The organism is Pseudomonas sp. JH-2 (assembly GCF_036231725.1).
Classification (GTDB): Bacteria; Pseudomonadota; Gammaproteobacteria; order Pseudomonadales; family Pseudomonadaceae; genus Pseudomonas; species Pseudomonas delhiensis.
This window is the reverse complement of sequence record NZ_JAZAQP010000006.1, coordinates 159,778-185,998: the sequence shown is the minus strand read 5'-3', so window position 1 is coordinate 185,998 and position 26,221 is coordinate 159,778. Positions and strand designations below refer to the sequence as shown.

26 protein-coding genes and 1 tRNA gene are annotated in these 26,221 nt (G+C 64.4%); 20 read left to right on the top strand and 7 right to left on the bottom strand.

The window, feature by feature from the left end; genetic code table 11:
• Nucleotides 1-13: 13 nt before the first annotated feature.
• On the top strand, nucleotides 14-1,075 hold the full coding sequence (locus VV867_RS06660; protein ID WP_328565929.1) for a GGDEF domain-containing protein: 1,062 nt from the start codon (nucleotides 14-16) through the stop codon (nucleotides 1,073-1,075).
• Here VV867_RS06660 and VV867_RS06655 read toward each other — a convergent pair.
• The gene (locus VV867_RS06655) at nucleotides 1,072-2,085 is read right to left on the bottom strand and encodes an acyltransferase family protein (protein WP_328565928.1); all 1,014 of its coding nucleotides are present in this window, start codon (nucleotides 2,083-2,085) and stop codon (nucleotides 1,072-1,074) included. The two genes, VV867_RS06660 and VV867_RS06655, sit on opposite strands and share 4 nt — an antisense overlap.
• 485 nt (nucleotides 2,086-2,570) lie before the next feature.
• Here VV867_RS06655 and VV867_RS06650 point away from each other — a divergent pair, with 485 nt between their 5' ends.
• From VV867_RS06650 to VV867_RS06640, 3 genes are all read left to right on the top strand, one after another.
• Nucleotides 2,571-3,692, top strand: a complete 1,122-nt coding sequence (locus tag VV867_RS06650) for a beta-ketoacyl-ACP synthase III (protein WP_109937314.1) — start codon at nucleotides 2,571-2,573, stop codon at nucleotides 3,690-3,692.
• A 70-nt stretch (nucleotides 3,693-3,762) separates the two neighbouring features.
• Nucleotides 3,763-4,305: an RNA polymerase sigma factor gene (locus VV867_RS06645; RefSeq protein WP_256596013.1), complete on the top strand. Its 543-nt coding sequence runs from the start codon at nucleotides 3,763-3,765 to the stop codon at nucleotides 4,303-4,305.
• Complete coding sequence (locus VV867_RS06640) at nucleotides 4,299-4,538, top strand: zf-HC2 domain-containing protein (RefSeq protein WP_109936294.1); 240 nt, start codon at nucleotides 4,299-4,301, stop codon at nucleotides 4,536-4,538. Before VV867_RS06645 ends, VV867_RS06640 begins: the two co-directional genes overlap by 7 nt.
• A 340-nt stretch (nucleotides 4,539-4,878) precedes the next feature.
• On the opposite strand, the gene VV867_RS06635 is transcribed toward VV867_RS06640, so the two are convergent.
• Nucleotides 4,879-5,814, bottom strand: coding sequence for a DedA family protein/thiosulfate sulfurtransferase GlpE (locus VV867_RS06635; protein ID WP_328565927.1), 936 nt, complete (start codon nucleotides 5,812-5,814; stop codon nucleotides 4,879-4,881).
• Nucleotides 5,815-6,107: 293 nt separating this feature from the next.
• Between VV867_RS06635 and VV867_RS06630 the strand changes: the two genes are divergently transcribed.
• The 3 genes from VV867_RS06630 to VV867_RS06620 all read left to right on the top strand — a co-directional run bounded on the left by VV867_RS06630 (nucleotide 6,108) and on the right by VV867_RS06620 (nucleotide 10,063).
• Nucleotides 6,108-7,406 carry an OprD family porin gene (locus tag VV867_RS06630; protein ID WP_275627368.1) on the top strand — a complete coding sequence of 433 codons (1,299 nt, stop codon included), beginning with the start codon at nucleotides 6,108-6,110 and terminating at the stop codon, nucleotides 7,404-7,406.
• 301 nt (nucleotides 7,407-7,707) lie between these two features.
• The gene (locus VV867_RS06625) at nucleotides 7,708-8,847 is read left to right on the top strand and encodes an acyl-CoA dehydrogenase family protein (RefSeq protein ID WP_109936297.1); all 1,140 of its coding nucleotides are present in this window, start codon (nucleotides 7,708-7,710) and stop codon (nucleotides 8,845-8,847) included.
• A gap of 34 nt (nucleotides 8,848-8,881) precedes the next feature.
• Nucleotides 8,882-10,063, top strand: coding sequence for a CaiB/BaiF CoA transferase family protein (locus tag VV867_RS06620; protein ID WP_328565926.1), 1,182 nt, complete (start codon nucleotides 8,882-8,884; stop codon nucleotides 10,061-10,063).
• Between the two features lie 6 nt (nucleotides 10,064-10,069).
• Here the strand turns inward: VV867_RS06620 and VV867_RS06615 are convergent, their stop codons facing one another.
• The 3 genes from VV867_RS06615 to VV867_RS06605 form a co-directional block, all read right to left on the bottom strand.
• The gene (locus VV867_RS06615; RefSeq protein ID WP_328565925.1) at nucleotides 10,070-10,567 is read right to left on the bottom strand and encodes a SprT family zinc-dependent metalloprotease; all 498 of its coding nucleotides are present in this window, start codon (nucleotides 10,565-10,567) and stop codon (nucleotides 10,070-10,072) included.
• 464 nt (nucleotides 10,568-11,031) lie between these two features.
• Complete coding sequence (locus tag VV867_RS06610) at nucleotides 11,032-11,628, bottom strand: Yip1 family protein (protein WP_109936299.1); 597 nt, start codon at nucleotides 11,626-11,628, stop codon at nucleotides 11,032-11,034.
• A 161-nt stretch (nucleotides 11,629-11,789) separates the two neighbouring features.
• Nucleotides 11,790-12,386 carry a DNA-J related domain-containing protein gene (locus tag VV867_RS06605; RefSeq protein ID WP_109937315.1) on the bottom strand — a complete coding sequence of 199 codons (597 nt, stop codon included), beginning with the start codon at nucleotides 12,384-12,386 and terminating at the stop codon, nucleotides 11,790-11,792.
• 89 nt (nucleotides 12,387-12,475) lie between these two features.
• Here VV867_RS06605 and ttcA point away from each other — a divergent pair, with 89 nt between their 5' ends.
• The gene (gene ttcA, locus VV867_RS06600; RefSeq protein ID WP_328565924.1) at nucleotides 12,476-13,303 is read left to right on the top strand and encodes a tRNA 2-thiocytidine(32) synthetase TtcA; all 828 of its coding nucleotides are present in this window, start codon (nucleotides 12,476-12,478) and stop codon (nucleotides 13,301-13,303) included.
• 13 nt (nucleotides 13,304-13,316) lie between these two features.
• Nucleotides 13,317-13,988, top strand: coding sequence for a DNA-3-methyladenine glycosylase I (locus VV867_RS06595; RefSeq protein WP_328565923.1), 672 nt, complete (start codon nucleotides 13,317-13,319; stop codon nucleotides 13,986-13,988).
• Here the strand turns inward: VV867_RS06595 and VV867_RS06590 are convergent.
• Both VV867_RS06590 and ddaH read right to left on the bottom strand, forming a co-directional pair.
• Nucleotides 13,985-15,400: a basic amino acid/polyamine antiporter gene (locus tag VV867_RS06590; RefSeq protein ID WP_328565922.1), complete on the bottom strand. Its 1,416-nt coding sequence runs from the start codon at nucleotides 15,398-15,400 to the stop codon at nucleotides 13,985-13,987. The two genes, VV867_RS06595 and VV867_RS06590, sit on opposite strands and share 4 nt — an antisense overlap.
• A 123-nt stretch (nucleotides 15,401-15,523) precedes the next feature.
• Entirely contained in the window at nucleotides 15,524-16,288 is a 765-nt protein-coding gene (gene ddaH / locus VV867_RS06585; RefSeq protein WP_109936303.1) for a dimethylargininase, read from the bottom strand.
• 177 nt (nucleotides 16,289-16,465) lie between these two features.
• Here ddaH and VV867_RS06580 point away from each other — a divergent pair, with 177 nt between their 5' ends.
• The 11 genes from VV867_RS06580 (at nucleotide 16,466) to VV867_RS06530 (ending at nucleotide 26,219) form a co-directional block, all read left to right on the top strand.
• Complete coding sequence (locus tag VV867_RS06580) at nucleotides 16,466-17,869, top strand: sigma-54 interaction domain-containing protein (protein ID WP_328565921.1); 1,404 nt, start codon at nucleotides 16,466-16,468, stop codon at nucleotides 17,867-17,869.
• Between the two features lie 14 nt (nucleotides 17,870-17,883).
• The gene (locus VV867_RS06575) at nucleotides 17,884-18,648 is read left to right on the top strand and encodes an NAD-dependent deacylase (RefSeq protein ID WP_328565920.1); all 765 of its coding nucleotides are present in this window, start codon (nucleotides 17,884-17,886) and stop codon (nucleotides 18,646-18,648) included.
• 65 nt (nucleotides 18,649-18,713) lie between these two features.
• Entirely contained in the window at nucleotides 18,714-19,346 is a 633-nt protein-coding gene (locus VV867_RS06570; protein ID WP_089391873.1) for a C40 family peptidase, read from the top strand.
• A gap of 82 nt (nucleotides 19,347-19,428) precedes the next feature.
• Nucleotides 19,429-19,962: a C40 family peptidase gene (locus VV867_RS06565; protein WP_109936306.1), complete on the top strand. Its 534-nt coding sequence runs from the start codon at nucleotides 19,429-19,431 to the stop codon at nucleotides 19,960-19,962.
• Nucleotides 19,963-19,977: 15 nt separating this feature from the next.
• Complete coding sequence (locus VV867_RS06560) at nucleotides 19,978-20,640, top strand: class I SAM-dependent methyltransferase (RefSeq protein WP_328565919.1); 663 nt, start codon at nucleotides 19,978-19,980, stop codon at nucleotides 20,638-20,640.
• Between the two features lie 82 nt (nucleotides 20,641-20,722).
• Nucleotides 20,723-20,798 (top strand) — tRNA-Ala (locus VV867_RS06555).
• 112 nt (nucleotides 20,799-20,910) lie between these two features.
• Nucleotides 20,911-22,497 (top strand): hypothetical protein, encoded by a 1,587-nt coding sequence (locus VV867_RS06550; RefSeq protein WP_328565918.1) that lies wholly within the window; start codon nucleotides 20,911-20,913, stop codon nucleotides 22,495-22,497.
• A gap of 48 nt (nucleotides 22,498-22,545) precedes the next feature.
• Nucleotides 22,546-23,523, top strand: a complete 978-nt coding sequence (locus VV867_RS06545; RefSeq protein WP_328565917.1) for a glycosyltransferase family 2 protein — start codon at nucleotides 22,546-22,548, stop codon at nucleotides 23,521-23,523.
• Nucleotides 23,524-23,545: 22 nt separating this feature from the next.
• A complete protein-coding gene (locus tag VV867_RS06540) occupies nucleotides 23,546-24,643 on the top strand; it encodes an ATP-grasp domain-containing protein (protein ID WP_328565916.1) in 1,098 nt (365 codons plus the stop codon).
• Nucleotides 24,644-24,646: 3 nt separating this feature from the next.
• Nucleotides 24,647-25,546 (top strand): NAD-dependent epimerase/dehydratase family protein, encoded by a 900-nt coding sequence (locus tag VV867_RS06535; protein WP_328565915.1) that lies wholly within the window; start codon nucleotides 24,647-24,649, stop codon nucleotides 25,544-25,546.
• Entirely contained in the window at nucleotides 25,527-26,219 is a 693-nt protein-coding gene (locus VV867_RS06530; RefSeq protein ID WP_328565914.1) for a CatB-related O-acetyltransferase, read from the top strand. The genes VV867_RS06535 and VV867_RS06530 overlap by 20 nt, the downstream gene beginning before the upstream one ends.
• Nucleotides 26,220-26,221: the final 2 nt, after the last annotated feature.

The following is a 26,221-nucleotide window of genomic DNA, read 5'->3' as shown; positions in this document are numbered from 1 at the left end:
GGGAAAGGTAGCCATGCACGACAAGGCAAAAGCCAACGCGCCGGGGGAGCCGGCAGCCAGCACCAGCGGACTGGACCTGGCCGACCAGCGCCTGCTGATGCGCCTGATCTTCCTCTGCACCGGACTGACCCTGGGCGTCTTCTCGGTGCTCCAGTGCCTCAATGGCAACTACCTGCTGGCGGGCCTGGAGGTGCTGGTCTGCCTGCTGCTGCTCTGGGCCACCTGGCGCCTGGTGCGGGTGCGCGACCTGACGCCGTGGATCTACGCCTACCTGCTGCCCACCTTCTGCTTCCTGGTCTACATCATCATCATGCCGCAGGCCTCGGCCACGGCCTTCGTCTGGCTCTACCTGATGCCGGTGATGGCCTACCTGCTGCTGGGGGCGTGGCGCGGCTTCCTGCTCTCGGTGCCCTTCGTCGGCGTGGCCGCGCTGCTCTACCTGCGCCAGCACCCGATGCGCCTGGACGCCCCGGGGATGATCGACCTGAGCAACGCCATCCTCTGCGGCCTGCTGATCATGGCCTTCGTGCACATCTACGAAACCCGCCGCGCCCAGGCCCAGCAACTGCTGCGGCGCCTGGCGATGAGCGACGCGCTGACCGGCGTGGCCAGCCGCGAGGCCTTCCAGCGCGCGGTGCTGCGTTGCCTGGAGGAGGCCCGCGGCAACGACCAGCGCTGGGTGCTGGTGCTGCTGGACGTGGACCACTTCAAGGACGTCAACGACCGCTGGGGCCACGACGCCGGCGACAAGGCCCTGCAGTACCTCTGCGCCCGGCTGCGCCTGCACCTGCGCGCCGGCGACATGATCGGCCGCCTGGGTGGCGAGGAGTTCGCCCTGCTGCTGCGCAACACCGTTGGCTTCGACGCCACGCCGCTGGTGGAGCGCCTGCGCACGGACCTGGCGGCCAACCCGCTGCTGTATCGCGGCCATGTCATCCCGCTGTCGGCCACCTTCGGCCTGGCCGAGTGGCCGCAGGACGGCGACGACGCCGAGGCCCTGTACCGCTGCTGCGACCACCGCCTCTACCGCGGCAAGGCCCTGGGGCGCAACCGCCTGGTCTGCAGCGACGGCTAGGCCGGCACCGGGCGCGGCGCCCAGGCCCGCTTCAGGCGCCGGCCCAGGCGCAGCTCCACCCATTCGTAGCTCAGCCAGGCCAGCAACAGGATCGCCGGCAGGCACAGCGCCAGCGTCTGGTACGGGCCCAGGCCCAGGCGCTGGTGCAGCCAGTAGCTGCCCAGCCACAGCACTATCACGTGGACCAGGTACACCGAATAGCTCCAGTCGCCCAGCGCCTTGAGCGGGCGGCAGCCGGCGAACCACGGCTCCAGCGCCACGCAGGCGGCCACCAGCACCGCGCTGGGCAGGCCCCAGGTGAGCGGGCGCCAGGGATGCTCGGCGGGGAAGTGCAGCAGCACCAGCACCGCGCCCAGCGCCAGCGGCAGCGCCACCGAGGCGCGCAGGCGCAGCAGGCCGCGGCGGTGGAGTTCGGCCAGCAGCAGGCCGAAGAGGAATTCGCAGACGATGGGGTCGCGGTAGAAGTTGCTCAGCCACGGCGCCTTCGCCAGCACGCCGCTGACCAGGGCCAGCAGCGCGCCCACCAGCCAGGGGCGCCAGCGTTCGCCCACGGCGAAGGAGAGGGCGAACAGCAGGTAGAAGAGCATCTCGAAGTTCAGCGTCCAGCCCACCGGCAGTATCGGGTAGAAGCCGAAGCCGCCGGGGTTCTGGCTGGGCAGGAAGAGCAGCGACAGCAGCAGCTGCGGCAGGGCCACGCCGTAGACCGGCATCAGGTTGCCGAAGGCGTAGAGGATCAGCGCGGTGATGGCGGTGTACAGCCAGTAGGCCGGGGCGATGCGTGCCAGCCGCTGGGCCAGGAATGTCAGGCCGGGCACCTGGCGCCCGGCGCAGGACAACTGGATGACGAAACCGCTGAGGACGAAGAAGATGTCCACCCCGACCTGGCCGCGGGTGGACAGCAGGCGCCCGCCGAGGCTGTCGGCGCGAAAATCGAAGAACACCTGCATGAAGTGATGGAACACCACCAGCCAGGCGGCCAGGGCCCGCAGCGCCTGAAGGGAAACCAGCATCGCTACCTCTGTGCTTGCCAATGAAAAGGGGCGCCGGCGGGCGCCCCTTTCCTCGACAGCGGTTTTCCTGCCGGGGTTCAGCGCACCTGCCCGATGGCATGCGGGCACTCGCCCCAAGGGCATTTGCGCAAGAGCGCAGGGTGGTTCCGCCAACTCGCTTGGATCGTCTGTCTATAGCGGCTTTCGGGAATTTCAATCACCGGCCGGTACAAGGTCTGTATGCTGGAAAACTGCGCCGCGGTAGCGGCATTTGCCGACGATTTGCCGCATAATCGGCGGTTATTCGAGCGCCGCGCAGCGCCGTCGCCGTTGGGCGGTGGAAGATGCCAGCGCGCCACCTTCGATGGCACACTGCCTGGTCATCAGGCCGTGCCCTCAGGCCCATGCGGGCCGAACCCCTTTTTGCAGTGCCGGCCCGCGGGCGGGCACATCGATGCCTAACCATGCTGCCGGGGCCGGCAGCCAGATTGAGAAGAGGATTGACCGTGCATAAAGTCGTGATCAGCGGAACCGGTCTCTATACCCCGCCGTTCAGCATCTCCAACGATGAACTGGTGGAGTCCTTCAATACCTACGTCCGCCAGTACAACGACCAGCACGCCGAAGCCATCGCCAAGGGCGAACTGGAAGCGCTGAGCGAATCCAGCTCGGCCTTCATCGAGAAGGCCTCCGGCATCAAGAGCCGCTTCGTGGTCGACAAGGAAGGCATCCTCGATCCGCAGCGCATGGTCCCGCGCATCCCCGAGCGCAGCAACGACGACTGGGGCATCCTCTGCGAGATGGCCGTGCATGCCGCCAGGGAGGCGCTGCACCGCGCCGGCCGCACCGCGCAGGACATCGACGGGGTCATCGTCGCCTGCTCCAACCTGCAGCGCGCCTACCCGGCGGTGGCCATCGAGGTCCAGGCCGCCCTCGGCATCCAGGGCTTCGGCTTCGACATGAACGTGGCCTGCTCCTCGGCCACATTCGGCCTGCAGGCCGCGGCCAACGCCGTGCAACTGGGCCAGGCCCGCGCCATCCTGATGGTCAACCCGGAAATCTGCACCGGCCACCTGAACTTCCGTGACCGCGACAGCCACTTCATCTTCGGCGACGCCGCCACCGCCGTGGTCGTCGAGCGCGCCGACCAGGCCGCCGGCAAGCAGCAGTTCGACATCGTCAGCAGCAAGCTGCTGACGCAGTTCTCCAACAACATCCGCAACAACTTCGGCTTCCTCAACCGCGCCGCGGAAGAGGGCATCGGCCAGCGCGACAAGCTGTTCGTCCAGGAAGGCCGCAAGGTGTTCAAGGACGTCTGCCCGATGGTCGCCGAGCTGATCGGCGAGCACCTGGCGCAGAACGACATCCCGGTCACCGAGGTCAAGCGCTTCTGGCTGCACCAGGCCAACCTCAACATGAACCTGCTGATCACCCGCAAGCTGCTCGGCCGCGACGCCGAGGCCCACGAGGCGCCGGTGATCCTCGACACCTACGCCAACACCAGCTCGGCCGGCTCGGTGATCGCCCTGCACAAGTACCACGAGGACCTGCCCGCCGGTTCCATCGGCGTGCTCAGCTCCTTCGGCGCCGGCTACTCCATCGGCAGCGTGATCCTGCGCAAGCGCTGACCGGGTGGGCGAAGCCGACGGCGAACTGCTGGCGCGCCTGCGCGCCGGCGAGGACGCGGCCTTCCGCGAGATGGTCGCGGCCTACCAGGGCGCCATGCGCGCCGTGGCCCGCGCCATCGTCGGCCCCTCGCTGGCCGACGAGGTGGTGCAGGACGCCTGGCTCGCGGTGGTGCGCCACCTGGACGGCTTCCAGGGGCGTTCCAGCCTCAAGACCTGGCTGCTGACCGTCACCGCCAACACCGCCAAGAGCAGGCTGCGCCAGGTGCGCCGGGAAGTGTCGCTGGACGACCTGCCGGCGCCCCACGGCAGCGTCGACGACAGCCGCTTCGCCGCCGACGGCCACTGGAGCGCCGCGCCCCAGGCCTGGCATTCGGACTCGCCCGAGGCCCTGCTGGCCGAGGACGAACTGCGCGAGTGCCTGGAAAAGACCCTGCTCAGCCTGTCGGACATGCAGCGCAGCGTGCTCCTGCTGCGCGAGCGCCAGGGGCTGGAGTTGCAGGAAATCTGTAATCTGCTGGCGCTTTCCCTCTCCAATGTCCGGGTGCTGCTGCACCGCGGGCGGCTGAAGCTGTTCGCCACCCTGGAGCATTTCGAGGAGACCGGCCAATGCTGACCTGCAAGGAACTGGTGGCCCTCTCCAGCGACCTGCTGGACAGCCAGCTCGGCCTGCGCGAGAAACTGGCGGTGCGCCGCCACCTGCTGCTGTGTCGCCACTGCCGGCGCTTCATCCGCCAGATGCGCCTGACCCAGGCGACCCTGCGCCGCCTGCCGGAAGACCGCGAAGCCGGCCTGGACCTGCTGGCCGCGCGGCTGGCCGAGCTGCGCCGGGATCACTCGCGGCGCTGACGCTTTCCATCAATCTGTAGGAGCGGGCCCTGCCCGCGATTCGGCGGATAACGCCGTAGGCGTTATGCGCCCTACGCCAGGCCCGCCCATGACGTAGGGCGAATAACCGTTCGCGGTTATCCGCCGTTGGCCGTGCCGCCAGGGTACCCGGCGTGGCCGGTGAGTCCAATCGCGGATGGAATCCTGCGCGGCGCAGGAGAAACACCGTCGTAGGATGGGTTGAGCGAAGCGATACCCATCGCCACGGCTGCCGGAGCCCGCGGCGGAATGTCATTCCCGTAGGAGCGGACTTCGTCCGCGATAGCCCTGCATCGCGCATTGATCGCGGATGAACCCGCTGCTACGAAAGCGCGTCGACTCCGGCCCGGGCCTGGCTCGCATGCCACGCCTCCAGCCCGCCGGACAGCGCCCGGGCGCGCGGGTAGCCGAGCTTGCGCAGGCGCTCGGCGAGCATGGCCGCGGAGAGTTCGTTGGGGCAGGCGCAATAGATGACCACGTCGGCCCGGCCCAGGCTGTCGGCCAGCCCGTCCAGTGGGCTGTCCAGGGCCATCGGGATGGCCCCGGGGATGCCGTCCTCGCCGGCCTCGGCGCGCACGTCGAGGATCAGTGGGGTATCGCCCTGGTCCAGGCGCTCGCGCAGCTCCTCCACGCTGATCCGGGGAACCCGCGCGGTGCGCCGCAGCAGGCTGTAGCGCTGCCACAGGCGCCAGGCGATGAACGCTGCGAAGGCCGCCAGGAGCAACAGCAGGCCGCGGCTGGCGTAGTCGTGCAGCCAGCCCAGCAGGCTGTCGACGGTGTCGCTGAAGACGGCGCCCAGCAGCAGCGCCGAGCCCACCCACAGCGCCGAGCCGGCGAAGTCGTAGCCGAGGAAGCGGCGCAGCGGCGTGCCGGTCATGCCGGCCAGGCTGGTGGACAGCGCGCCGGCGCCGGGCAGGAACTTGCTGATCAGCAGCGCGCGCGGGCCGATGCGCAGGTACAGGCTCTGGCTCTGGCGGATGCAGCTGTCGCGCGACAGCGACACCTTGCAGATGCTGCGCAGCAGGAAGCCGCCATAGCGGCGGCCGGCGAAGTACCAGGCGGTGTCGGCGATCAGGCAGGCCAGGGTGGCCACTGCCAGCGCCTCGCCGAGGGATGCCCCGTGCCCCTGCAGCGCCAGGGCGCCGGCGACGATCAGCGCCGGGTAGGCCGGAATCGGCAGGCCCAGCTGTTCCAGCAGCACATTGAGGAAGAGCAGGGCGGGGCCGTAGCGCTCGATCAGCGGTTGCAGTTCTTGCATGGGATGGACGCGGTGGTGGAGAGGGAGGCGACAGCATACTGCCGCCCGTCCGGTGCGTCAGTCATTGCTGGCAGTCGCTACTGTCAGCCGATGACCGCGTAGTCGAGTTTTTCGGAAAAGTTCAGCTGTAACAAAAAGTTTATATCTATGCCGCCGATCTGAAATAACCCCCGGCCAAGATTCCCCGCAACACAGAAGAGCCGCCAAACGGCTGCGCGAGACCATGGGGGCCGCGCCCTGCATGCCAGGCGCTCAGCGTGTTCAACGCTTAAAACACCATAAGGGGAATCCTGATGATCCGTAAGAACTACGCCGGTTTTGCCATGGGCGGGCTGGCGCAGGCCGTGCTCGGCGCCAGCATTGTCGTACCCGCAGTCGCTCATGCCGACTTCATTTCGGACAGCAAGGCCAACGTTGAACTGCGCAACTTCTACTTCAACCGGGATTTCCGCAGTTCCACCCCCGCCCAGCAGAGCAAGGCCGAAGAGTGGGGCCAGGGCTTCATCCTGAAGTTCGAATCGGGCTACACCGACGGCACCATCGGCGTGGGCGTCGACGGCATCGCCGCCCTGGGCCTGAAGCTGGACTCCAGCCCGGACCGCACCGGCACCGGCCTGCTGCCCAAGACCGCCGATGGCGACGCTCCGGACGATTTCAGCAAGGGTGGCGCCACCCTCAAGCTGCGCTACGAGAAGAACACCCTGAAGATGGGCACCCTGACGCCCAAGCTGCCGGTCGTGGTCACCAACGACAGCCGCCTGCTGCCGCAGCTCTTCGTGGGCAGCGCGATCAACTCCACCCAGCTCGACGGCCTGAACTTCGACGCCGGCCGCCTGAACCAGACCAACCGCCGCGACTCCTCCGACTACGAGGAAATGACCGTCACCACCGGCGGCAAGAAGAACATCTCCGTGCGCAGCGGCACCACCACCAACGAGTTCGACTACGCCGGCGCCACCTACAACTGGACCAAGAACTTCAGCACCGGCTACCACTACGGCCAGCTGGACGACTTCTACAAGCAGCACTACCTGACCGTCGGCTGGACCCTGCCGATCGCCGAAGGCCAGTCGCTGAAGTCCGACATCCGCTGGGCCAAGTCCACCGACGACGGCGGCAGCAACGTCGACAACAAGGCGTTCAACGCCATGGTCACCTACAACCTGGGCTACCACGCCTTCGGCGTCGGCTACCAGAAGATGAGCGGCGACACCGGCTTCGCCTACATCAACGGCACCGACCCCTACCTGGTGAACTACATCCAGGTGCTGGACTTCGCCAACAAGGACGAGAAGTCCTGGCAGGCCCGCTACGACTACAACTTCGCCGGCCTCGGCATCCCCGGCCTGACCTTCATGACCCGCTACGTGAAGGGCGACAACGTCGACCTGCTCAACGCCAGCGGCGACGATGGCAAGGAATGGGAGCGCGACACCGACATCGCCTACGTCGTCCAGGAAGGCGCGCTCAAGGGCTTCGGCATCAAGTGGCGCAACGCGACCACCCGCAGCGACTTCGCCAGCAACAGCGCCTCCTCCAACTCCGTGGACGAGAACCGCCTGATCCTCAGCTACACCATGCCGCTGTGGTAACAGCGCGCTGAAGCAAGACGTCACTCCTATGGTTTGGGCCCCGCCACCTGGCGGGGCTTTTTTTCGCCAGTGGCACACTGGCGCGAAGGTCAACGGCGGATAACGCCGTAGGCGTTATACGCCCTACGGCCGTGCGTCCCCGGAACCGTAGGAGCGGACTTCGTCCGCGATGCTCTTCAACTCCACGCGTCGATCACCGCTTGAACGAAAGCGTCAATCCAGGCTGAGCGCTGCCGTCATTGAGGCGCGGCGGGGCTGGCACCTAACCTGCCGGCACCTCCAACGACCAGGATTCGCCGCCATGCAGCGCATACACTTCGAGATCGAGCACAACCTGTTCCGCGATGCCTTCGCCGCCTTTCTCGCCAAGGAGGTGGTGCCGCACCAGGAGGCCTGGGAAGAGGCCGGGGTGGTCGACCGCAGCGTCTGGCTGAAGGCCGGCGAGCAGGGCTTCCTGCTGCCCTGGGCCGACGAGGAGTACGGTGGCGCCGGGCTGAAGGACTTCCGCTACGAGCAGATCATGTGCGAGGAGCTGGCGCGGATAAACGAGCCGGGCTTCATGATCCCGCTGCACTCGGCGCTGTGCGGGCCCTACATCGCCGAGTACGGCAATGCCGAACAGAAGGCGCGCTTCCTGCCCGGGATCATCCGCGGCGAAACCATCCTCGCCGTGGCCATGACCGAGCCCTCCGCCGGCTCCGACCTGGCCGGCATGCGCACCACCGCGGTGGACAAGGGCGACCACTACGTCCTCAACGGCTCCAAGGTGTTCATCTCCAACGGCCTGCTGGCCGACCTAGTGATAGTCGCGGCCAAGACCGACCCCAACAACAAGCACGCCATGGGCCTGTTCCTGGTGGAGCGCGGCATGCCCGGCTTCGAGCGCGGGCGCAACCTGAAGAAGCTGGGCATGAAGAGCCAGGACACCGCCGAGCTGTTCTTCAACGACGTCAAGGTGCCCAAGGAGAACCTGCTGGGCGACGCCAAGGGCGGCTTCTACTACCTGATGAACATGCTCGCCCAGGAGCGCCTGACCAACGCCTGCGGCGCGGTGGCCGGGGCCGAGGCGGCGTTGCAGGCGACCATCGACTACGTGAAGGAGCGCAAGGCCTTCGACCGCCCCATCGCGCACTTCCAGAACACCCGCTTCAAGCTCGCCGAGATGCGCACCCAGGTGGACGTGGCCCAGGTGTTCACCGACCGTTGCGTGATGGACCACAACCAGAAGAAGCTCAGCCCCGAGGTGGCCGCCGAGGCCAAGCTGTTCACCACCGAACTGCTCGGCAAGGTGGTCGACGAGGGCGTGCAACTGCACGGCGGCTGGGGTTACATGTGGGAGTACCCGATCTGCCGGATGTACGCCAACGCGCGCATCCAGCGCATCTTCGCCGGCACCTCGGAGATCATGAAGGAAATCATCAGCCGCGGCATGAAGCTCTGAGGCCCGGCTGCAGAACCACGACACAGGAGTGCCCATGAACGGCCCGCTCGCCTCGCTGAAAGTCCTCGACTTCTCCACCCTGCTGCCGGGGCCCTTCGCCTCGCTGCTGCTGGCCGACATGGGCGCGCAGGTGCTGCGCGTGGAATCGCCCACGCGCATGGACCTGGTGCGCGTGCTGCCGCCCCACGACGAAGGTGTCTCGGCCAGCCACGCCTACCTCAACCGCAACAAGCGCAGCATCGCCCTGGACCTGAAGCGGCCCGAGGCGGTGGAGGTGGTGAAGCAGCTGGTGCGCGAGTACGACATCGTCCTGGAACAGTTCCGCCCCGGCGTGATGGACAAGCTGGGCGTCGGCTACGAGGCGCTCAAGGCCATCAACCCGAAGCTGATCTACGTCTCCATCACCGGCTACGGCCAGACCGGGCCCTACCGCGACCGCGCCGGGCACGACATCAACTACCTGGCCCTGGCCGGCGTGGCCAGCTACACCGGCCGCCGCGATACCGGCCCGCTGCCCCTGGGCGTGCAACTGGCGGACCTGGCCGGCGGCTCGCTGCACGGGGTGATGGGCCTGCTGGCCGCGGTGATCCACCGCCAGCAGACCGGCGAGGGCCAGCAGGTGGACGTCAGCATGACCGACTGTGCCTTCAGCCTGAACGGCATGGCCGGCGCCGGCTACTTGGCCTGCGGCGTGGAGCCGGGCATGGAGACCCAGGCGCTGAACGGCGGCAGTTTCTACGACTACTACCGCACCCGCGACGGCCGCTGGTTCTCGGTGGGCAGCCTGGAGCCGCAGTTCATGCAGCAGTTCTGCGCCGCCATCGGCCGCCCGGAACTGGCCGCCCGCGGCCTGTCGCCCAAGGCCGAGGAGCAGCAGGTGCTCAAGCGCGAGATCGCCATCGAGTTCGAGAAGCGCGACTTCGCCGACTGGTGCGAGCGTTTCGCCGCCGTGGACGCCTGCGTGGAGCCCATGCTGCCGCTGTCCGAGGCGGTGGAGCACCCGCAGATCCAGGCCCGCGGCCTGGTCACCGAGGTGCCCCGCGGCGATGGCCGCAGCCAGCGGCAGATGGCCTGCCCGATCCGCTTCTCCGCCGGCTTGCCGGCGCCCAGGCACATAGGCGTGGCCGCGGGCGCGCACAGCGCCGAGGTGCTGGCCGAGCTGGGCTACAGCGACGAGCAGGTGGCGGCGCTGAAGGCGGCCAAGGTGATCGCCTGAAGGGGCTTACTCGCGCACCACTTCGCCGGTGAACACCAGGGTGGTGCGGCAGCGCCGGCAGTAGTAGCGGCGGCCCTGGGCCACCAGGTTGTGGCGCTGGGCGGAGAAGGGGAAGTCAGGGTTCTCGTCGCAGCGGCAGCGGTAGATGTAGCGCGTGGCGCGGCGCCGCTTGACCTCGTAGGTGTGGCAGCGGTCCGGCGGCAGGCCGTAGACGCCGCGCATGATCACCTGCCATTCCTCGCCATGGGGGCGGATGCGCGGGCCGAACATCTGGTGGGCGATCAGGTGGGCGACCTCGTGGGCCACGGTCTGCTTGAGGAAGTGCTCGCGGTTCTCGCGGTAGAGCTGGGGGTTGAAGCGCAGCAGGTTCTCGTCCAGGTGCGCCACCCCGGCCTTCTGCCCGCGCAGGCGGAAGCTCACTTCCGGGCGCGGGAAGCGGCGCTGGAAGAAGCCTTCTGCCATCTGGTAGCAGGCTTCGACACGGGCGTTGAGCTGTTCGGGCATACAGTATTTTCTCCGGCGGCTGCCGATTATGCCGGAGCCGGCGGCGTTGTGCAGGCCGCTCGTCCGCCGTGCAGGTTCGGGCAAGCCGGGTGGAGTTTCAGGCAAGGCTGGCAGGTTGCTCTGCGTAGGAGCGAGCTTGCTCGCGAACGGAGTTTGCCGGCGGCGTAGGTGCCAGGTTCAAGAGCGCCCTCTCCCCAGCCCTCGGCTGCGCGCCCCGCCCTGAAGGGAGAGGGGGCTAGTCCGTGCCGAGAGAAGTGGTGGTTTCAGCCGGAACCTGCCGGGCTGACCGGCTGACCGGCTGACGCCATGACACCAGATTCTGCCCAACGGTCCCCTCTCCCTTCAGGGAGAGGGTTAGGGAGAGGGGGCGGACTTCGACAGCACTCTGTGGCCAAGCCAGAAACCAAACCCCAAAAAACGAAAACCGGGCCCCCAGGGCCCGGTCTGCATTCGCCAGCCAAACCTCAGGTGTATTCCGGCCCCACGCCGCTGCCCCAGAGGATCACCGACAGCGCGATCATCGCCACCAGCACCACCAGGCCCACCGCCAGCACCGAGCTGGAGAACAGGAAGCCTTCGTCCTTGGGAATGTTCATGAAGGTCGGGATGCCGACGTAGAGCAGGTAGACCGTGTAGCAGACCGCCGCGGTGCCTATGACCATGCCCAGCCACAGGTGCGGGTAGAGCGCGGCCACGCCGCCGATGAACAGCGGGGTCGCCGTGTAGGCGGCGAACACTATGCACTGGGTCATGCTCGGGGTGGCGTCGTAGGTACGCGCCATCCAGTGGATGAAGGCGCCCATGACGGCGACGCCGGCGAGCATCGCCAGGTAGGTGAGCACGGTGAGCTGGATCGCGCTCGCCGGTGTCAACTTGACCGGTCCCGCGCTGCCCAGCACCCAACCCACCTGGGTGGTGCCAATGTAGGCGCAGATGACCGGGATGGCAGCCAATATCAGCACATGGGTCAGGTACATGTGGCTGATGCTTTCTTCTTCGCCGCGGATTTCCTGCCATTCCTGATCGGGATGGGTGAAGAGCCCCCACACATGATGGATCATCTCGGCAACCTCCTCGTTATTATGCAGGCCGCCTCCCAGCGCCGCGCCGGGGACGCGTGGACAGCGCCTTCCGGTGCCCGTCAGACTCGTGCGACCTTGTGTCGCAGTATAGGAAAGGCCCCAGGGCCGCGTCCTGCCTGGGGTTAGAGCAAATCGGAGTTTCATGGGCGGCTGTAATAGCGCTCGAGAATTTCCATCGCCTTGTTGATCGACTGCAGGCGCGTGGTGCTGCCGCCGCGGTCCGGGTGGTGCTGGCTGACCAACTGGCGGTAGCGCAGCTTGATCAGCGCGTAGTCCACGGGGCCGTCCTCCAGCTCGAACAGCGCTAGCGCGGCGGCCTTCTCGCCATCGCCCTGCATGCGCGTCCAGAAGCTCTCCAGCAGCTTCTCCACGTCGCGCTCGGTGGTGTCGCGCAGGTTGCTCTCGTCCAGGTAGTAGGCGCGCAGCGGGTCGCTTTCCACCAGGCCGGGCGCGCCGCTCTGCCAGGGCAGCAGGCGGATCTGCAGCGGGCCGATCTGCAGGAAGCCGGCTTCTTCGGCGCAAAGCTCATCGCGCAGGCGGTAGAGGGCGTTGAACACCAGGAAGTGGGTGCGGAACAGCACCAGCTTGTCCAGCAGCGGCAGGTGCGGGACATGGGTGGAATGCCGCGCCTTCAGTTGTTGGATCAACTGGTATTCGGAGAGGCCTTCGGGGGCCTCGCGCAGCAGTTCGAGCAACTGCCCGGCGAGGTCGAGGCGGGCGTCGAGGTCGCAAGTCATGGGCATGAGCCTAGCATCAGGCTACCGATGAAGGCGGGGTGCGCGTAAAATAACCAGCTTTTCGTCTTCCCCCCGGATTCCACAGCACCATGGCCAGTACCCTTTCGGTCAACCAGAACAAACTGCAGAAACGCCTGCGCCGCCAGGTCGGCGAGGCCATCGCCGACTTCAACATGATCGAGGACGGCGACAAGGTCATGGTCTGCCTGTCCGGCGGCAAGGACAGCTACACCCTGCTCGACGTCCTGCTGTACCTGCAGAAGGTCGCGCCCATCCAGTTCGAGATCGTCGCGGTGAACATGGACCAGAAGCAGCCCGGCTTCCCCGAGCACGTGCTGCCGGCCTACCTGGAATCCATCGGCGTGCAGTACCACATCATCGAGAAGGACACCTACTCGGTGGTGAAGGAGAAGATCCCGGAGGGCAAGACCACCTGCTCGCTGTGCTCGCGCCTGCGCCGCGGCACCCTCTATACCTACGCCGACGAGATAGGCGCGACAAAGATGGCGCTGGGGCACCACCGCGACGACATCCTCGAGACCTTCTTCCTCAACATGTTCTACGGCGGCACCCTCAAGGCCATGCCGCCCAAGCTGCTGTCCGACGACGGCCGCAACGTGGTGATCCGCCCGCTGGCCTACTGCAACGAGAAGGACATCGAGGCCTACTCGGTGCTCAAGGAATTCCCGATCATCCCCTGCAACCTCTGCGGCTCGCAGGAGAACCTGCAGCGCCAGGTGGTCAAGGAGATGCTGCTGGAGTGGGAGCGCAAGACCCCCGGTCGCACCGAAATCATGTTCCGCGCCCTGCAGAATGTGGTGCCCTCGCAGCTGGCCGACCGCAACCTGTTCGACTTCGCCAGCCTGCGCATCGACGACAACGCCACGCCGCGCTTCGTCGACGTGATGAACCTGTAATAAAGGAAGGGCGATGCGCGACTACCAATGGTTGTACGAATACTGCCTGAACCGCTTTGGCTCGGTGGCGGCGCTGGAGGCGCGCTTGCCGCAGCCGAAAAGCCCGGCCGAGCTGGCCGCGGTGAGCGATGACCGCTACCTGTCGCTGATCAGCCTGCGCATCTTCCGCGCCGGCCTCAAGCACAGCCTGGTGGACGCCAAGTGGCCGGCCTTCGAGGAAGTGTTCTTTGGCTTCGACCCGCACAAGGTGGTGCTCATGGGCGGCGAACGCCTGGAGAACCTGATGCAGGACACCCGCCTGATCCGCCACCTGGGCAAGCTCAAGAGCGTGCCGCGCAACGCCCAGATGATCCTCGACATCGCCCATGAGCATGGCAGCTTCGGCAAGCTGCTGGCGGACTGGCCGGTGACCGACATCGTCGGCCTGTGGAAGCTGCTGGCCAAGCGCGGCAACCAGTTGGGCGGGCTGTCGGCGCCGCGCTTCCTGCGCATGGCCGGCAAGGACACCTTCATCCCCTCCGACGACGTGGTCGCCGCGCTCAAGGTCCAGGAAGTCATCGACAAGGCGCCCACCAGCCAGAAGGACCTAGCCGCCGTGCAGGCCGCCTTCAACGCCTGGCACGAGCAGAGCGGCCGGCCGCTGTGCCAGCTCTCGATGATGTTGTCGTACACCGTCAACCACTAGAGCCCCAGCCGGCCGCTGCCGACCATCCACAGCGCCACCAGTGCCAGGGCCAGCACCAGCGCGCCCAGCGCCCGTTCGCCGGCGTTGCCGAAGGCCGCCAGGCCGCGCTGGCGCCGGGCGCGGACGAAGAAGCCCAGCCCCGGGGCGTAGAGGATCATCGACAGCAGCAGGTACTTCAGGCCGGCGGCGTAGAGCAGCCAGACGCCATAGACGGTGCCCAGCGTCGCCATCGCCAGCAGCGCCGGGGTGGGCTGGCGCAGCACGCGCCTGAGACAGAAGCCGGCGCACAGCAGGTAGGGGATCAGCGCCATCGAGGTGGCCAGCTGGATCAGCGCGTTGTAGCCCGAGGCGTTGAGGAAGGCGATCAGCAGCAGTACCGAGATCAGCGTGCTGGTCAGCCAGAGCGCCGGGGCGGGCGTGTCGACCGCATTGGTCCTGCCGAACAGCGCCGGCGCAGTGTGCCCTTCGCCGCGGCCGGCCAGGTAGAGCATCTCCACCGCCAGCATGGTCCAGGCCAGCAGTGCGCCGCCCACCGAGACGATCAGCCCGATGTTGATCAGCGTGGCGCCCCAGGGCCCGACGGCGGCCGCCATCACCTGGGCCATCGACGGGTTCTTCATCTGCGCCAGTTCGTGCTGCGGTACCACCCCCAGCGACAGCACCGAGACGCAGACCAGCAACAGCAGGGTGATGACGAAACCGAGCAGGGTGGCCCGGCTGACGTCGGCCGCGCGCCGCGCGTGGCTGGCGTAGACGGTGGCGCTCTCGATGCCGAGGAACACCCACACGGTGTACAGCATGGTGGTTTCCACCTGGCGGGTGATGCTGCCCAGCGCCGGGCTGCCCCAGAAGTCCAGGCGGAACACCTCGACGCGGAACGCCAGGGCGACGCAGAGGATGAACAGGGCGATGGGCACCACCTTGGCCAGGGTGACGATGGCATTGGTGATGGCCGCGTTGTGCACCCCGTGCAGGACGAATGCGTGCATCAGCCAGAGCACCACCAGCTCGCCGAGCAGCGCCGGCCAGGTGGTGCCGTCGCCGAAGAAGGCCAGGGCGCCGAACGAGCCCAGGGCGCTGAACAGCACCACCAGGTAGCCGGCGTTGCCGACCCAGGCGGAAATCCAGTAGCCCCAGGCGGCGTTGAAGCCCAGGTACTCGCCGAAACCCTCGCGGGCGTAGCCGTAGACGCCGTCGTCCAGTTCCGGGCAGGTGGTCGACAGCCACTGGAACACCCGCGTCAGCGTCAGCATGCCGACGAAGGTGATGCCCCAGGCGATGAGGATGGCCCCGGCGCCGGCGCCTTCGGCCATGTTCTGCGGCAGGCTGAAGATACCGCTGCCGATGATGCCGCCCACCACCAGGGCGGTCAGCGCCGGCAGGCCCAGCTTTCCTTTATCCGAAATCGACATCTTGCGCCTCCGAGACGGCAACCGGTGGCGTGGCGGTGGGGCCGCCACGCGTGAGCGCCGGCGAAGGGGAGGGGGCCCGCGCCGGCGTCGACGGGCCGCAGGGCCCGCCGGCAGGGCGGCCGATCAGAAGCGCAGGGACATGCAGCTGACGCCGCCGTCGATCTTGCGGTACTCGGAGGTGTCGACCTCGATCACCCGGTAGCCGAGGTCGGCGATCTTCTGCCGCGTCCGCGGGTAGCCGGCGGGCATGATCACCCGCTCGTTGACCCAGATGCAGTTGGCCGCATAGGCCTCTTCCTCGGGGATCTCGACGATGTTCAGGTGCTGGAACTCCGGCTTGCTGATGAACTCGCCGGCGGCCAGCAGGTTGCCGTGCTCCAGGTAGGCCAGCCCGGTCTTCAGGTGCAGCACCTTCTCCAGGCGCACCACCGAGCCGGTGAAGCCGTGCTTCTCGAGCAGGGCGATCATCTGCCGGGCGCCCTCGGCGTTGGTGCGCGCCGATTCGCCGATGTAGAAGTGCTCGCCGACCATCATGATGTCGCCGGCCTCTACCGTACCGGGCGCCTCGATGCGCTCGACCTTGCCCGGGTAGAAGCGCTGGATGGTCTGCTCGATGATCGCGGTCTCGCCGCGCCGCGACTCGGCGCCGGGGCGGGTGATGATGGCGCAGCGCGAGGTGCAGAGCACCGGGTCCTCGACGAACACCGAGTCGGGGAAGCGCTCGTCCGGCGGCAGCAGGGTGATGTCCAGGTCGCAGGTCTGCAGTGCGCGGATGTAGGCGTTGTGCTGCTCCAGGGCCCTGGCGAAGTCCGGCTTGCCGAGGTGGCTGGAGGTCAGGCCGTCGACCAGGCTGCTGGCCGGGGTGCGGGCGATGATGTGCTTGAACATGGCGTTTCCTCTTGCAGGTGGATGCTCGTCACGTTGCAAGGCATGCGCCAGGCGGGCCGGCGCGCCGGCGACGGTTTTACTGGCCCGGCGTTGACCGGGAGCGGTGCGGGCTCGCGCGCTTTCGTCGAAACTGGGACAGTTGTCGAAATCCGGACGGATATAAAAGGCTGGGCTGCCATGGCTGTTGTCGACAAATCGACGGTTCCTGCGGGAAATGACGCGCTGCGCTGGCTGGTGGACAGCCTGGCGCCGATCTTCGATGGGTTGCGGCAACCGGTCACGGTGGTCGATACCCAGGGGCACTTCGTCTACTACAACCGGGCCAGTGGCCTGCTCGACGGTCTCGACCCTCGGCAGGCGCTGGGCATGCACGTGCTGCAGAGCGCGCCCTGGCTGCCGGCCGAGCAGAGCACCCTGCTGCGCTGCCTGGCGCAGGGGCGGCCATCCATCGATACGCTGCAGGCCTATGTCGGCGCCGGCGGCGAACTGCTGCAGTACCGGCACCGGGCGATCCCGCTGCAGGGGCGCGATGGCCAGTTGCTCGGGGCGATGGAGGTGGGCGAGGTGGTGGCGGAGGGCGCCGCCGCGGGCGACGAGCCGGACTGCCCGTCGATCCTCAGCGTCACGCCCGGCCTGCTGCGGCAACTGCAGCGCCTGGACATCTTCGCCGCGACCGACCTGCCGCTGCTGATCCATGGCGAGACCGGCACCGGCAAGGAACTCTTCGCCCGCCGGGCCCATGCCCTGAGCCCGCGGCGCGGCGGCCCGATGATCGCCCTGAACTGCGCGGCCATCCCCGAGACGCTGCTGGAAAGCACCCTGTTCGGCACTACCCGCGGCGCCTTCACCGGCGCCGAGAACCGCAAGGGCATGTTCGCCCTGGCCGAAGGCGGCTCGCTGTTCCTCGACGAGATCAACTCCATGCCCATGGCCCTGCAGAGCAAGCTGCTGCGCGTGCTGCAGGACGGCAGCTACCTGCCGCTGGGCGGCCTGCGGCCGATGCAGGCGGACGTGCGCCTGATCGCCGCGAGCAACCAGGCGCCGTGCCAGGCGATCGCCGAGGGGCGCCTGCGCGAGGACCTCTACTACCGGCTGGAGGTCGGTAGCCTGAGCATCCCGCCGCTGCGCGAACGGCCCGCGGACGTCGAGCTGCTGGCCCGGGCCTTCGTGCGCCGCGATGCGCGCAGCCTGAACCCGCAGGTGACGGCCCTGGGGCCGAGGGCGCTGGCGCGCCTGCAGGCCTGCGCCTGGCCGGGCAACGTGCGCCAGCTGGAGAACGTGATCCGCCGCAGCCTGCTGCTGCATGGCCAGGCTGGCGCGGTGCTTGATGACGTGGTCTTCGCCGACGAAGCGCCGGAGGACATGGCGGCCAGCGCCGCGGCCGATGACGCGGCGCCGGCGACGGGCTTGCGCGAAAGGCTGGCGGAACACGAGCGCGAGCTGATAGAAGAGGCCTTGCGCCGGGCGCGCGGGAACCTCTCACAGGCGGCCGCCAGCCTGCGCATCCCGCGCACGACGCTGCTGGGGCGTCTGCAACGCCTCGCCGCGCAGCATCCACCCGCTGGCGACGCGCCAGCCTGACAGGAACAACCCCCATGGACGCTTCGATGGCCGCGCTCGTCCACGCCCTGCAGGGCGCCGAGCGCATCCTGGTGATCACCGGCGCCGGCCTCTCGGCGGATTCCGGCATGCCCACCTACCGCGGCCTGGGCGGCCTGTACAACGGCGTGACCGAGGAAGGCATCGCCATCGAGACGGCCATCTCCGGGCCCATGCTGCGGCGTGACCCGGCGCTGTGCTGGAAGTACCTGGCGCAGCTCGGCCGGGCCTGCCTCGCCGCCACGCCCAACGCCGGCCACGAGGCCATCGCCGAACTGCAGAGGCGCAAGCCGGGGTGCTGGGTGCTGACGCAGAACATCGACGGCTTCCATCGCCGCGCCGGTTCGCCGCTGGAGCGGCTGATCGAGATCCACGGCGAACTGCGGCCGTTGTTCTGCCAGTCGTGCGGGGCCGAGAGCGATGAGCTGGAGGCGCACCTGCAGCGTCCGCTGCCGCCGCGTTGCGCGGACTGTGGCGGCGTGCTGCGGCCGCCGGTGGTGCTGTTCGAGGAGATGTTGCCGGAGGCGGCGATCGACAGCCTCTACGGCGAACTGCGCAAGGGCTTCGAGGTGGTGCTGCTGGTGGGGACCACGGCGAGCTTTCCCTACATCGTCGAGCCGGTGCTGCGCACCCGCGCCGCCGGTGGCTTCGTCGCCGAGGTGAATCCGGGGCTGACCGACCTCAGCGCGAGGGTCGATGCGAGAATTGTCGGTCGAGCCTTAGACATTCTGCCGCAACTGATAGGTCACATTTCGCGATAAAAAACTTGCATCGCCTCGATCGAGCGGGCACATTAGCGCGCTAATGGAACTAATGAGACACGGTCGTGCCCATGCTTAGACGCTTCGCACCCCTCGTGCCCATGAGTTTCGTCTTGCTGCTGGCCGCTTGCGCCAGCCATTCGCCGGAGTCCCAGCCGGGTCAACAGCAGGTTGCCGTAGAGCAGGCCACCCGCAGCTGGGCTCAGATTGACCACCATCAGGCAACGCTGGCGGATGTAGAAGACGAGGGGGCAGGAAATGATAACGGGAACCCGTCAGGGCGGGTTTCCAGCATTCTGGATCGCGCATTCGAACTGATCGGCACGCCGTATCGCTTCGGGGGCCGTTCGGAGAAAACCGGTTTCGATTGCAGCGGCTTCGTCGGCTATCTGTTCCGCGAAGAGGCTGGAATCAAGCTTCCGCGTTCCACGCGCGAGATGATCACCATGGACGTCCCGCTGGTCTCCAAGGAAGACCTGCAACCGGGCGACCTGATCTTCTTCAACAACCGTGGTCGCGGGCGCGTGAGCCACGCCGGCATCTACATCGGCGATGGCCAGTTCATCCACTCCGCCAGCCGCCGTGGCGGTGGTGTACGGGTGGACAACCTGGACGACAGCTACTGGCGCCTGAGCTACATGGAAGCCAAACGCGTCCTGGAGCCGGGTTACCAGGCGCAGCAGACGGTAACGCGCTAATCTTAAAGTTTTACTTTAAGTATTGCGCTTAACCGTTTGACGGTGCAAAGTGATGGCATTCCTGAATCGGGGATGCCATCACATGCATACCTCCCTTCGTATCCTCTCTCTCGCACTGGTCTCCCTGTTGGCGGCCTGTGCCAGCCATACGCCGCCTGCGCCACCGCCGGTGGTCTACGCCCCCTCGAACAACTTCGGCAGCGATTCCCAGGCCGCGGACGACGTGCTGATCCGCGCCATCGGCCTGGTGGGTACGCCCTATCGCTGGGGCGGCAATACCCCTGACGGCGGTTTCGACTGCAGTGGCCTGATCGGCTACGTCTACCGCGACGCCACCGGCCTGCAGCTGCCGCGCTCGACCCGCGAGATGATCGGCATGCGTGCCCCCGTGGTCGGCCGCGAGGGCCTGCAGAGCGGCGACCTGGTGTTCTTCGCCACCAACGGTGGACGCAACGTCAGCCATGCGGGTATCTATGTCGGCGAGGGGCGCTTCGTGCATGCGCCCAGAACGGGCGGGACCGTACGCCTGGACAGCCTCGACAGCCCTTACTGGCAGCGGGCCTTCCTGGAAGCCAAGCGCGTCCTCGCGGTACAGAGCCTCGCCCTCCATCCCTGATCTTCAGGAGGGCCCATGACCACCCGTACGCTCAACCTCGACGACGCGCTCTACCAATACCTGCTCGACACCTCCCTGCGCGACACGCCGCTGAAGGCGCGCCTGCGCGAGGAAACCGCCGCCCTGCCCACGGCACGCTGGCAGATCGCCCCCGAGCAGGGCCAGTTCCTCGCCCTGCTGGTGAAGCTGACCGGCGCCCGGCGCATCCTCGAAGTGGGTACCTTCACCGGCTACAGCGCCCTGTGCATGGCCGAGGCCCTGCCGGAAGACGGCCACATCCTCTGCTGCGACCTGCCCGGCGACTACAACGCCACGGCACAGTCGTACTGGCGCGACGCCGGCGTCGAAAGCCGCATCGAACTGCGCCTGGGCCCGGCGCTGGACACCCTGGCCGGCCTGGAAAAGGCAGGGCAGGCGGGCAGCTTCGACATCGCCTTCATCGACGCCGACAAGGCCAACTACCCGCGCTACCTGGAGCACGCCCTGACGCTGCTGCGCCAGGGCGGCCTGGCGATCTTCGACAACGTGCTGTGGAGCGGCCGGGTGCTCGAAGCCAACCCGCAAAGCGCCGACACCCGCGCCATCCAGCAACTGAACCTGGCGCTGAAAACGGACGAGCGCGTGGATTATTCCCTGCTGCCGCTGGGCGACGGCATGGGGCTGTGTCGCAAGCGTTGAATGGGTGCTGAGGGGGTGTCTATTTTTCCGACAGTGCCATCGTTGCCTGCAGGTAATGCCTGGGTTAGATTCCTACCCTATCGGGCCGATAGCTCAGCTGGGAGAGCGCCGCGTTCGCAATGCGGAGGTCGGGAGTTCGATCCTCCTTCGGTCCACCAGCTATTAGAGAACCCAGCCATTTGGCTGGGTTTTTTATGCGTTATGAGGGCTGCTGTTGTTTGTTTTGCTGCATGTAACATATTTCTTATTTTTACGTTTTAGGGGGATGGTTTGAAAGCGCTCGCGGGGCAAAGAAGCGATTCTTTTAGACGATTCATCTGGAGTGGCGTGTTATCTCTACTCTTTGTCTTGGTGGCATTCTTGTGGTTTGGCCATCGAGGCTTGAATCTGTGGGATGAGGGTTTCTTGTGGTATGGCGTTCAGCGGACTATGTTGGGGGAAGTGCCGCTCAAAGATTTTATGTCATATGATCCAGGGCGTTATTACTGGTCGGCCGCAGTAATGTCTATCATGGGAGGAAATGGAATAGTCTATCTTCGTGTGGCTATTTCTATTTTTCAGTTTCTTGGGCTGTTTTGCGGGGTTTATCTAGTCGCTCGGTCTCGTCCCAGTCTGAGGGGAGTGGATGGGATATTTCTCCTGTTTGCTGCAGCTGTTTTTGTACTTTGGATGTTTCCGCGTCATAAGTTGTTTGATATTTCTATTTCGATATTCCTTGTCGGGATATTGGCATGTCTTGCGAGCGCCAGAACTCCTCGTCACTATTTTGGGGCGGGGGTGGGGATTGGACTGATTGCTTTTCTGGGGCGTAATCACGGACTGTATGGAGCTGTGGCGAGCCTGGCTATCATGCTCTGGTTGCTGATTGGGGAGGGGGCTAGAGATTCTGCAGTAAAGAAAATGTTTTCATGGAGTATAGGTGTTGTTGTGGGGTATACCCCTATGCTTTTCTTGATTCTCTTCGTTCCTGGCTTTGAGGATGCATTTTTAAATGGAGTGAAGTTTCAGGTTTCCCGAGGGGCAACGAATTTTCCTCTTCCTGTTCCTTGGCCATGGCTTGTTAGTTTTTCCACATCATCTTGGTTGGAAAGCCTGCGAGCGTTTTGGGTTGGTGTTCTTTTCGTTTCTTTATTGATATTCGGAATATTTTCGATTCTGTGGGTGTTTTTTGAAAGGCTGAGAGGTAGATCTGTTCCCGCAGTTTTTGTAGGTGCCGCTTTCTTGTCGCTGCCTTATGCACACTATGCTTATTCACGTGCGGATACAGGCCATCTTTCTCAAGGAATTTTCCCTCTGCTTATAGGGTGCTTGCTCCTGATCTTCCGACAGAATGGGAAGAGGAAGGTTTTTTTGCTATTGGGATTATTGACGATTAGCCTCATCGGTGGCGGAGCCAATCAGCCAGGTTGGAACTGTAGTGGAGGTAACCGATGCGACGAGCTAGTGGTAGCAGGCGATAAGTTGGAAGTAGATTCTGCGACAGCAAAAAATGTCCAGTTCATATTGGATCTTGCTGAGAAGTATTCAGGAGGGCATCGTGCATTTATAGCGACTCCGTATTGGCCAGGAGCTTATGCTGTACTTGGGGATAAGTCCCCGCTTTGGGCGAACTATGCTCTGTGGTCGCGTGGAGTTGCTTTTGAGCAAGAGGAGATTGAGCGAATCAAGGCGGCGAACCCGGGTGTGATAATTGTTGTTGATATTCCCCTGGATGGTCGTGACGAGCTGAGGTTCAGAAATACTAATCCGCATATATATGAATATATAGTGGAAAATTTCCATGCCTTGCCTAATTCCGATGATCGTTGTCCATCTTGTCGTGTGTTTGTAGCTAAGGATTTTCCTGGTGAAGGTTGATGTGTTCTTTGTTTGCTATCCTACGAGGAGTATTTGAGAGGTTGAAAAGTGAGTGACTTTTTTGCGTATAGTGTCGTTGTTCCAGTTTATGGCTCGGAGCTTACCCTTCATGAGCTCCATCGACGTCTGACAGAGACGTTGGAGAAGCAGGGGAAGAGTTATGAGATCGTCTTTGTTGATGATTGTGGGCCCGGGAATACGTGGGCTATCCTACAGTCTCTTGCTGAAAAAGACTCTCATACTCTTGCTATTCAACTTATGCGCAACTTTGGCCAAGGTAGTGCCACCTTGTGCGGCATGGCTCACTCGCGAGGTCAGGTCGTAGTAACCATTGACGACGATCTACAAAGTGCGCCTGAGGATATCCCTCTGTTGCTGGAAGGTCTGGAAAGTGATGCTGACGTCGTAATGGGCGTGCCAGCCGAAAAGCAACATAGTTTGTTTCGGCGTCTGGGTAGCCAGTTGGTAAATGAAATGAATGTGCTGTTCCTAGGGAAGCCTCGGGATTTGAGATTTACCAGTTTTCGAGCCATTCGGCGGCCGGTGGTTGATGCTTTGCTTGAGCTACGAGCATTGAATCCTGTTTTAGGCGTTATGCTAAGTTCGGTAACGCGGCGTATTGTCAATGTCATTGTTCCGCACTATCCCCGTCGGGAAGGTAAAAGCGGGTATACCTTGTCGCGCCTGCTGCGGGCAACGATGAGCAACTTCATCGGGCAGTCCGTTCTGCCCCTTCGTCTTCTTGGGGTGATCGGTGGTTTCGGGATCATCTTCAGCGTGCTGTTCTCCGCCTACCTGCTATGCCGGTACTTTCTGGGCGGTATCGCGGTTCCTGGTTGGATGACAACTACCTTGCTGTTGCTGTTCCTCTCCGGTTTCAACTTCTTCGCCTTTGCGGTGATCGGTGAGTATGTTTTGCGGATTCTCCAGCGGGTCAATGCCACTCCCCAGTACTTCGTGCGCAGGCAGACGAGCGTTACGGAAACCGAACTGCATGAGGGCTATGATAGCGGCAGCCAGCGCTAGGGCGAATGGATGAGGGCTTGGAGTGACTAAAAGATTTCTGGTACTGGGAATTGGTGCCGCGCAGGCTGATCTGTTGGCGCGTTTGACGAGCGAATTTGAAACGCATGCACTGAGCAATACCACGGCTGGCCCAGGTCGAGCCCATGCACGGCATTTCGCTCAGGTGGACATTACCGACAGAGATTCCGTCCTGCGCTATGCCCGCGACCATGCCGTGGATCAGATCTACTCCGTTGGGTCTGATGTTGCCATGCCTACGGTGGGGTACGTGGCGGAGCAACTTCATTTGCCGCGGCTGGTCAGTGAAGAGGTTGCGGTGACTTGTAACAACAAGGGGTTGTTGCGGCATCACTTGCAGGGCTTGCCCGGATCGCTGGAGTTCGAGGTGCTGGAGCATGCGAACCAGGTGACCAGCGTGCCCTTGCCGGCGATGCTCAAGCCAGTCGACAGTCAGGGGCAGCGGGGTGTTTGCAGTGTGTCGGCGTACGCGCAGATACCGGCAGCTTTTGCCGCGGCGGTCGGCTTCTCCCGTTCCGGTCGTGTCATAGTCGAGCAGAAAATCGAAGGGCGAGAGATATCCGTGAATGCCTTCTTCGCCGAGGGGGAGATGGTCTTCTTCCTCCCTTCCGAGCGGGAGTCCTGGGCCCAGTTCGATGGCGGCATCATCCGCCGACACATCCTTCCAGCCAGCTTCTCGGACAGGGCGGAAGAGGCAGTTCGTGAACTGGTGCTACGGACAGCGGCGCAATTGGGTATACAGGAAGGACCGCTGTATTTTCAGATCAAGATGAATGGGGACCTTCCCTATTTGATCGAGGTCGCCCCTCGGCTGGATGGCTGCCACCTGTGGCGCCTGATTCTGGCCAGCACTGGTGTCGATCTGCTGGATGGTTGCATCAAGCGGCTGCAAGGGCGGACGGTCACCATGCCCGCTGCCCTGAACGTCCGGCCAGCCTATCTGGAGTTCTTTTGTCAGCCACCAGGCGAGAGTTTCTCCTTGGTCGATGCGCATCCCGATGCCGTTCATGTCGAATTCTACTACGCACCTGGCGAGTACGTTCGGAGCACCAACGGGGTCATGGAGAAGTGCGGCTATCAGATCGTGATGGGAGAGCTTTAGCCCATGAAACTTGCCATCACCGGGGCTAACGGTTTCGTCGGCAAGCATCTGGTCGAGTTGCTCGGACCACGATACGAAGTATTCGCTCTGTCGCGTACGCTTCCTGACGAGCGATTGCCGGGAGTCACCTATATTGCGACTGACTACTCCATTGACTCCCTGCGACGTCATCTTGCGGGGATGGATGGCCTAGTCCATCTCGCTGCCACTCGGCCCAAGGGGAATATCGATTCCGATGTTCTGGGTAATGTAAGCCTGGACTACCGGGTGCTGCTCTGTGCTGAACAATGTGCGCTCCAACGGGTCGTACTAGCCTCGACACGGGGTGTCTATGGGCGATTGCCCGTGCCGTGGAGTGAGGTTCAAACGCCAGCTCCGGAGTCGCTTTATGCCTTGGCCAAGAGGCACTCAGAACTGACTGCGGATTACTTCATGCAGCGTGGACTGAATATCGTGACCCTCCGTCTGGCCCAGGTGTTCGGACTGGGGGAGTATGCGAGCAGTGCCATCGCCACCTTCATTCGCAAGGCTTACCGTGATGAGCCGGTGACACTGACGGTGACAGGTATTCTTCGGGAATATCTTTATATCAGGGATATAGCTACTGCCATTGAGGCTACGCTGCTTAGATCTGGCAGTGGCGTCTTCAATCTGGGGTCGGGAGAGTGCTCATCGTTGGAACAGATCGCGCGGACTATATTCCGGGCATTTGGCCGGGAACACCGGGTAAGTGAGGCGCAGAGCATGACGAACGTGCCGGAGCACTCATTGATGGATAGTTCGTGCTTCCGCCGAGAGTTCGATTGGGCTCCTGTATGGACTCTGCAGGCCGCTGCCGAAGACATTGCAATGACGCTGCGCGATAAACGGGAGGCGGCCAGGTATGGATTATCAGGAGATTGACAGCCGGATAGACCCGCTGGCCACAGTGTACGCTGGCGCACGAATCAAGGCGTCTACCTTGGCGGAGCATGTTTCGGTCGGCAACTTCTCTCGTGTCGACTTCAGCCAGTTGGCCAGCCGAGTCAGGATAGAGCGTGCCAATCATCTGCTTCATGCGAATCTGGGGCGACACTCCTATACCGGCATGAATACGGTGATCATGCATGCCGATATTGGCAGTTTCTGTTCCATCTCATGGAATGTCAGCATTGGTGGCGGCGAGCATGATCATTCACGCATCGTTCAACACTCGTTCTTATATAACGATCATGACCAGCTCCGTCCGTTCTCGGCAGAAATTCCTTATGACCGTTTCGTGTTGCCGTTGAGCATCGGACACGATGTCTGGATAGCCGCGGGTGCAGTGGTCCGTCGCGGAGTACGCATAGGTAACGGCGCTGTCGTTGGAGCCAATGCCGTAGTTACGACTGACGTTGAGCCCTATGCCGTGGTGGTTGGGGCGCCGGCCAGGGTGGTGAAGTATCGCTTCCCGGCAGCGATCATCCGGAAGCTGGAAGAGCTGCAGTGGTGGGACTGGTCAGCCGATGATATTCGGCGACATTTCGATCTATTGAGTTCGGCTCCTGATGCTGAGGCGCTGGAAGCCCTATTGAACCGAAACCATCAGAGCTGACG

What these genes read in the sequence shown, in the direction of transcription:
- VV867_RS06660 (WP_328565929.1), top strand. Translation starts at nt 14, where the DNA reads ATGCACGACAAGGCAAAAGCCAACGCGCCGGGGGAGCCGGCAGCCAGC.
- VV867_RS06655 (WP_328565928.1), bottom strand. Translation starts at nt 2,085, where the DNA reads ATGCTGGTTTCCCTTCAGGCGCTGCGGGCCCTGGCCGCCTGGCTGGTG.
- VV867_RS06645 (WP_256596013.1), top strand. Translation starts at nt 3,763, where the DNA reads ATGGTCGCGGCCTACCAGGGCGCCATGCGCGCCGTGGCCCGCGCCATC.
- VV867_RS06640 (WP_109936294.1), top strand. Translation starts at nt 4,299, where the DNA reads ATGCTGACCTGCAAGGAACTGGTGGCCCTCTCCAGCGACCTGCTGGAC.
- VV867_RS06635 (WP_328565927.1), bottom strand. Translation starts at nt 5,814, where the DNA reads ATGCAAGAACTGCAACCGCTGATCGAGCGCTACGGCCCCGCCCTGCTC.
- VV867_RS06630 (WP_275627368.1), top strand. Translation starts at nt 6,108, where the DNA reads ATGATCCGTAAGAACTACGCCGGTTTTGCCATGGGCGGGCTGGCGCAG.
- VV867_RS06625 (WP_109936297.1), top strand. Translation starts at nt 7,708, where the DNA reads ATGCAGCGCATACACTTCGAGATCGAGCACAACCTGTTCCGCGATGCC.
- VV867_RS06620 (WP_328565926.1), top strand. Translation starts at nt 8,882, where the DNA reads ATGAACGGCCCGCTCGCCTCGCTGAAAGTCCTCGACTTCTCCACCCTG.
- VV867_RS06615 (WP_328565925.1), bottom strand. Translation starts at nt 10,567, where the DNA reads ATGCCCGAACAGCTCAACGCCCGTGTCGAAGCCTGCTACCAGATGGCA.
- VV867_RS06610 (WP_109936299.1), bottom strand. Translation starts at nt 11,628, where the DNA reads ATGATCCATCATGTGTGGGGGCTCTTCACCCATCCCGATCAGGAATGG.
- VV867_RS06605 (WP_109937315.1), bottom strand. Translation starts at nt 12,386, where the DNA reads ATGACTTGCGACCTCGACGCCCGCCTCGACCTCGCCGGGCAGTTGCTC.
- ttcA (WP_328565924.1), top strand. Translation starts at nt 12,476, where the DNA reads ATGGCCAGTACCCTTTCGGTCAACCAGAACAAACTGCAGAAACGCCTG.
- VV867_RS06595 (WP_328565923.1), top strand. Translation starts at nt 13,317, where the DNA reads ATGCGCGACTACCAATGGTTGTACGAATACTGCCTGAACCGCTTTGGC.
- VV867_RS06590 (WP_328565922.1), bottom strand. Translation starts at nt 15,400, where the DNA reads ATGTCGATTTCGGATAAAGGAAAGCTGGGCCTGCCGGCGCTGACCGCC.
- ddaH (WP_109936303.1), bottom strand. Translation starts at nt 16,288, where the DNA reads ATGTTCAAGCACATCATCGCCCGCACCCCGGCCAGCAGCCTGGTCGAC.
- VV867_RS06580 (WP_328565921.1), top strand. Translation starts at nt 16,466, where the DNA reads ATGGCTGTTGTCGACAAATCGACGGTTCCTGCGGGAAATGACGCGCTG.
- VV867_RS06575 (WP_328565920.1), top strand. Translation starts at nt 17,884, where the DNA reads ATGGACGCTTCGATGGCCGCGCTCGTCCACGCCCTGCAGGGCGCCGAG.
- VV867_RS06565 (WP_109936306.1), top strand. Translation starts at nt 19,429, where the DNA reads ATGCATACCTCCCTTCGTATCCTCTCTCTCGCACTGGTCTCCCTGTTG.
- VV867_RS06560 (WP_328565919.1), top strand. Translation starts at nt 19,978, where the DNA reads ATGACCACCCGTACGCTCAACCTCGACGACGCGCTCTACCAATACCTG.
- VV867_RS06535 (WP_328565915.1), top strand. Translation starts at nt 24,647, where the DNA reads ATGAAACTTGCCATCACCGGGGCTAACGGTTTCGTCGGCAAGCATCTG.
- VV867_RS06530 (WP_328565914.1), top strand. Translation starts at nt 25,527, where the DNA reads ATGGATTATCAGGAGATTGACAGCCGGATAGACCCGCTGGCCACAGTG.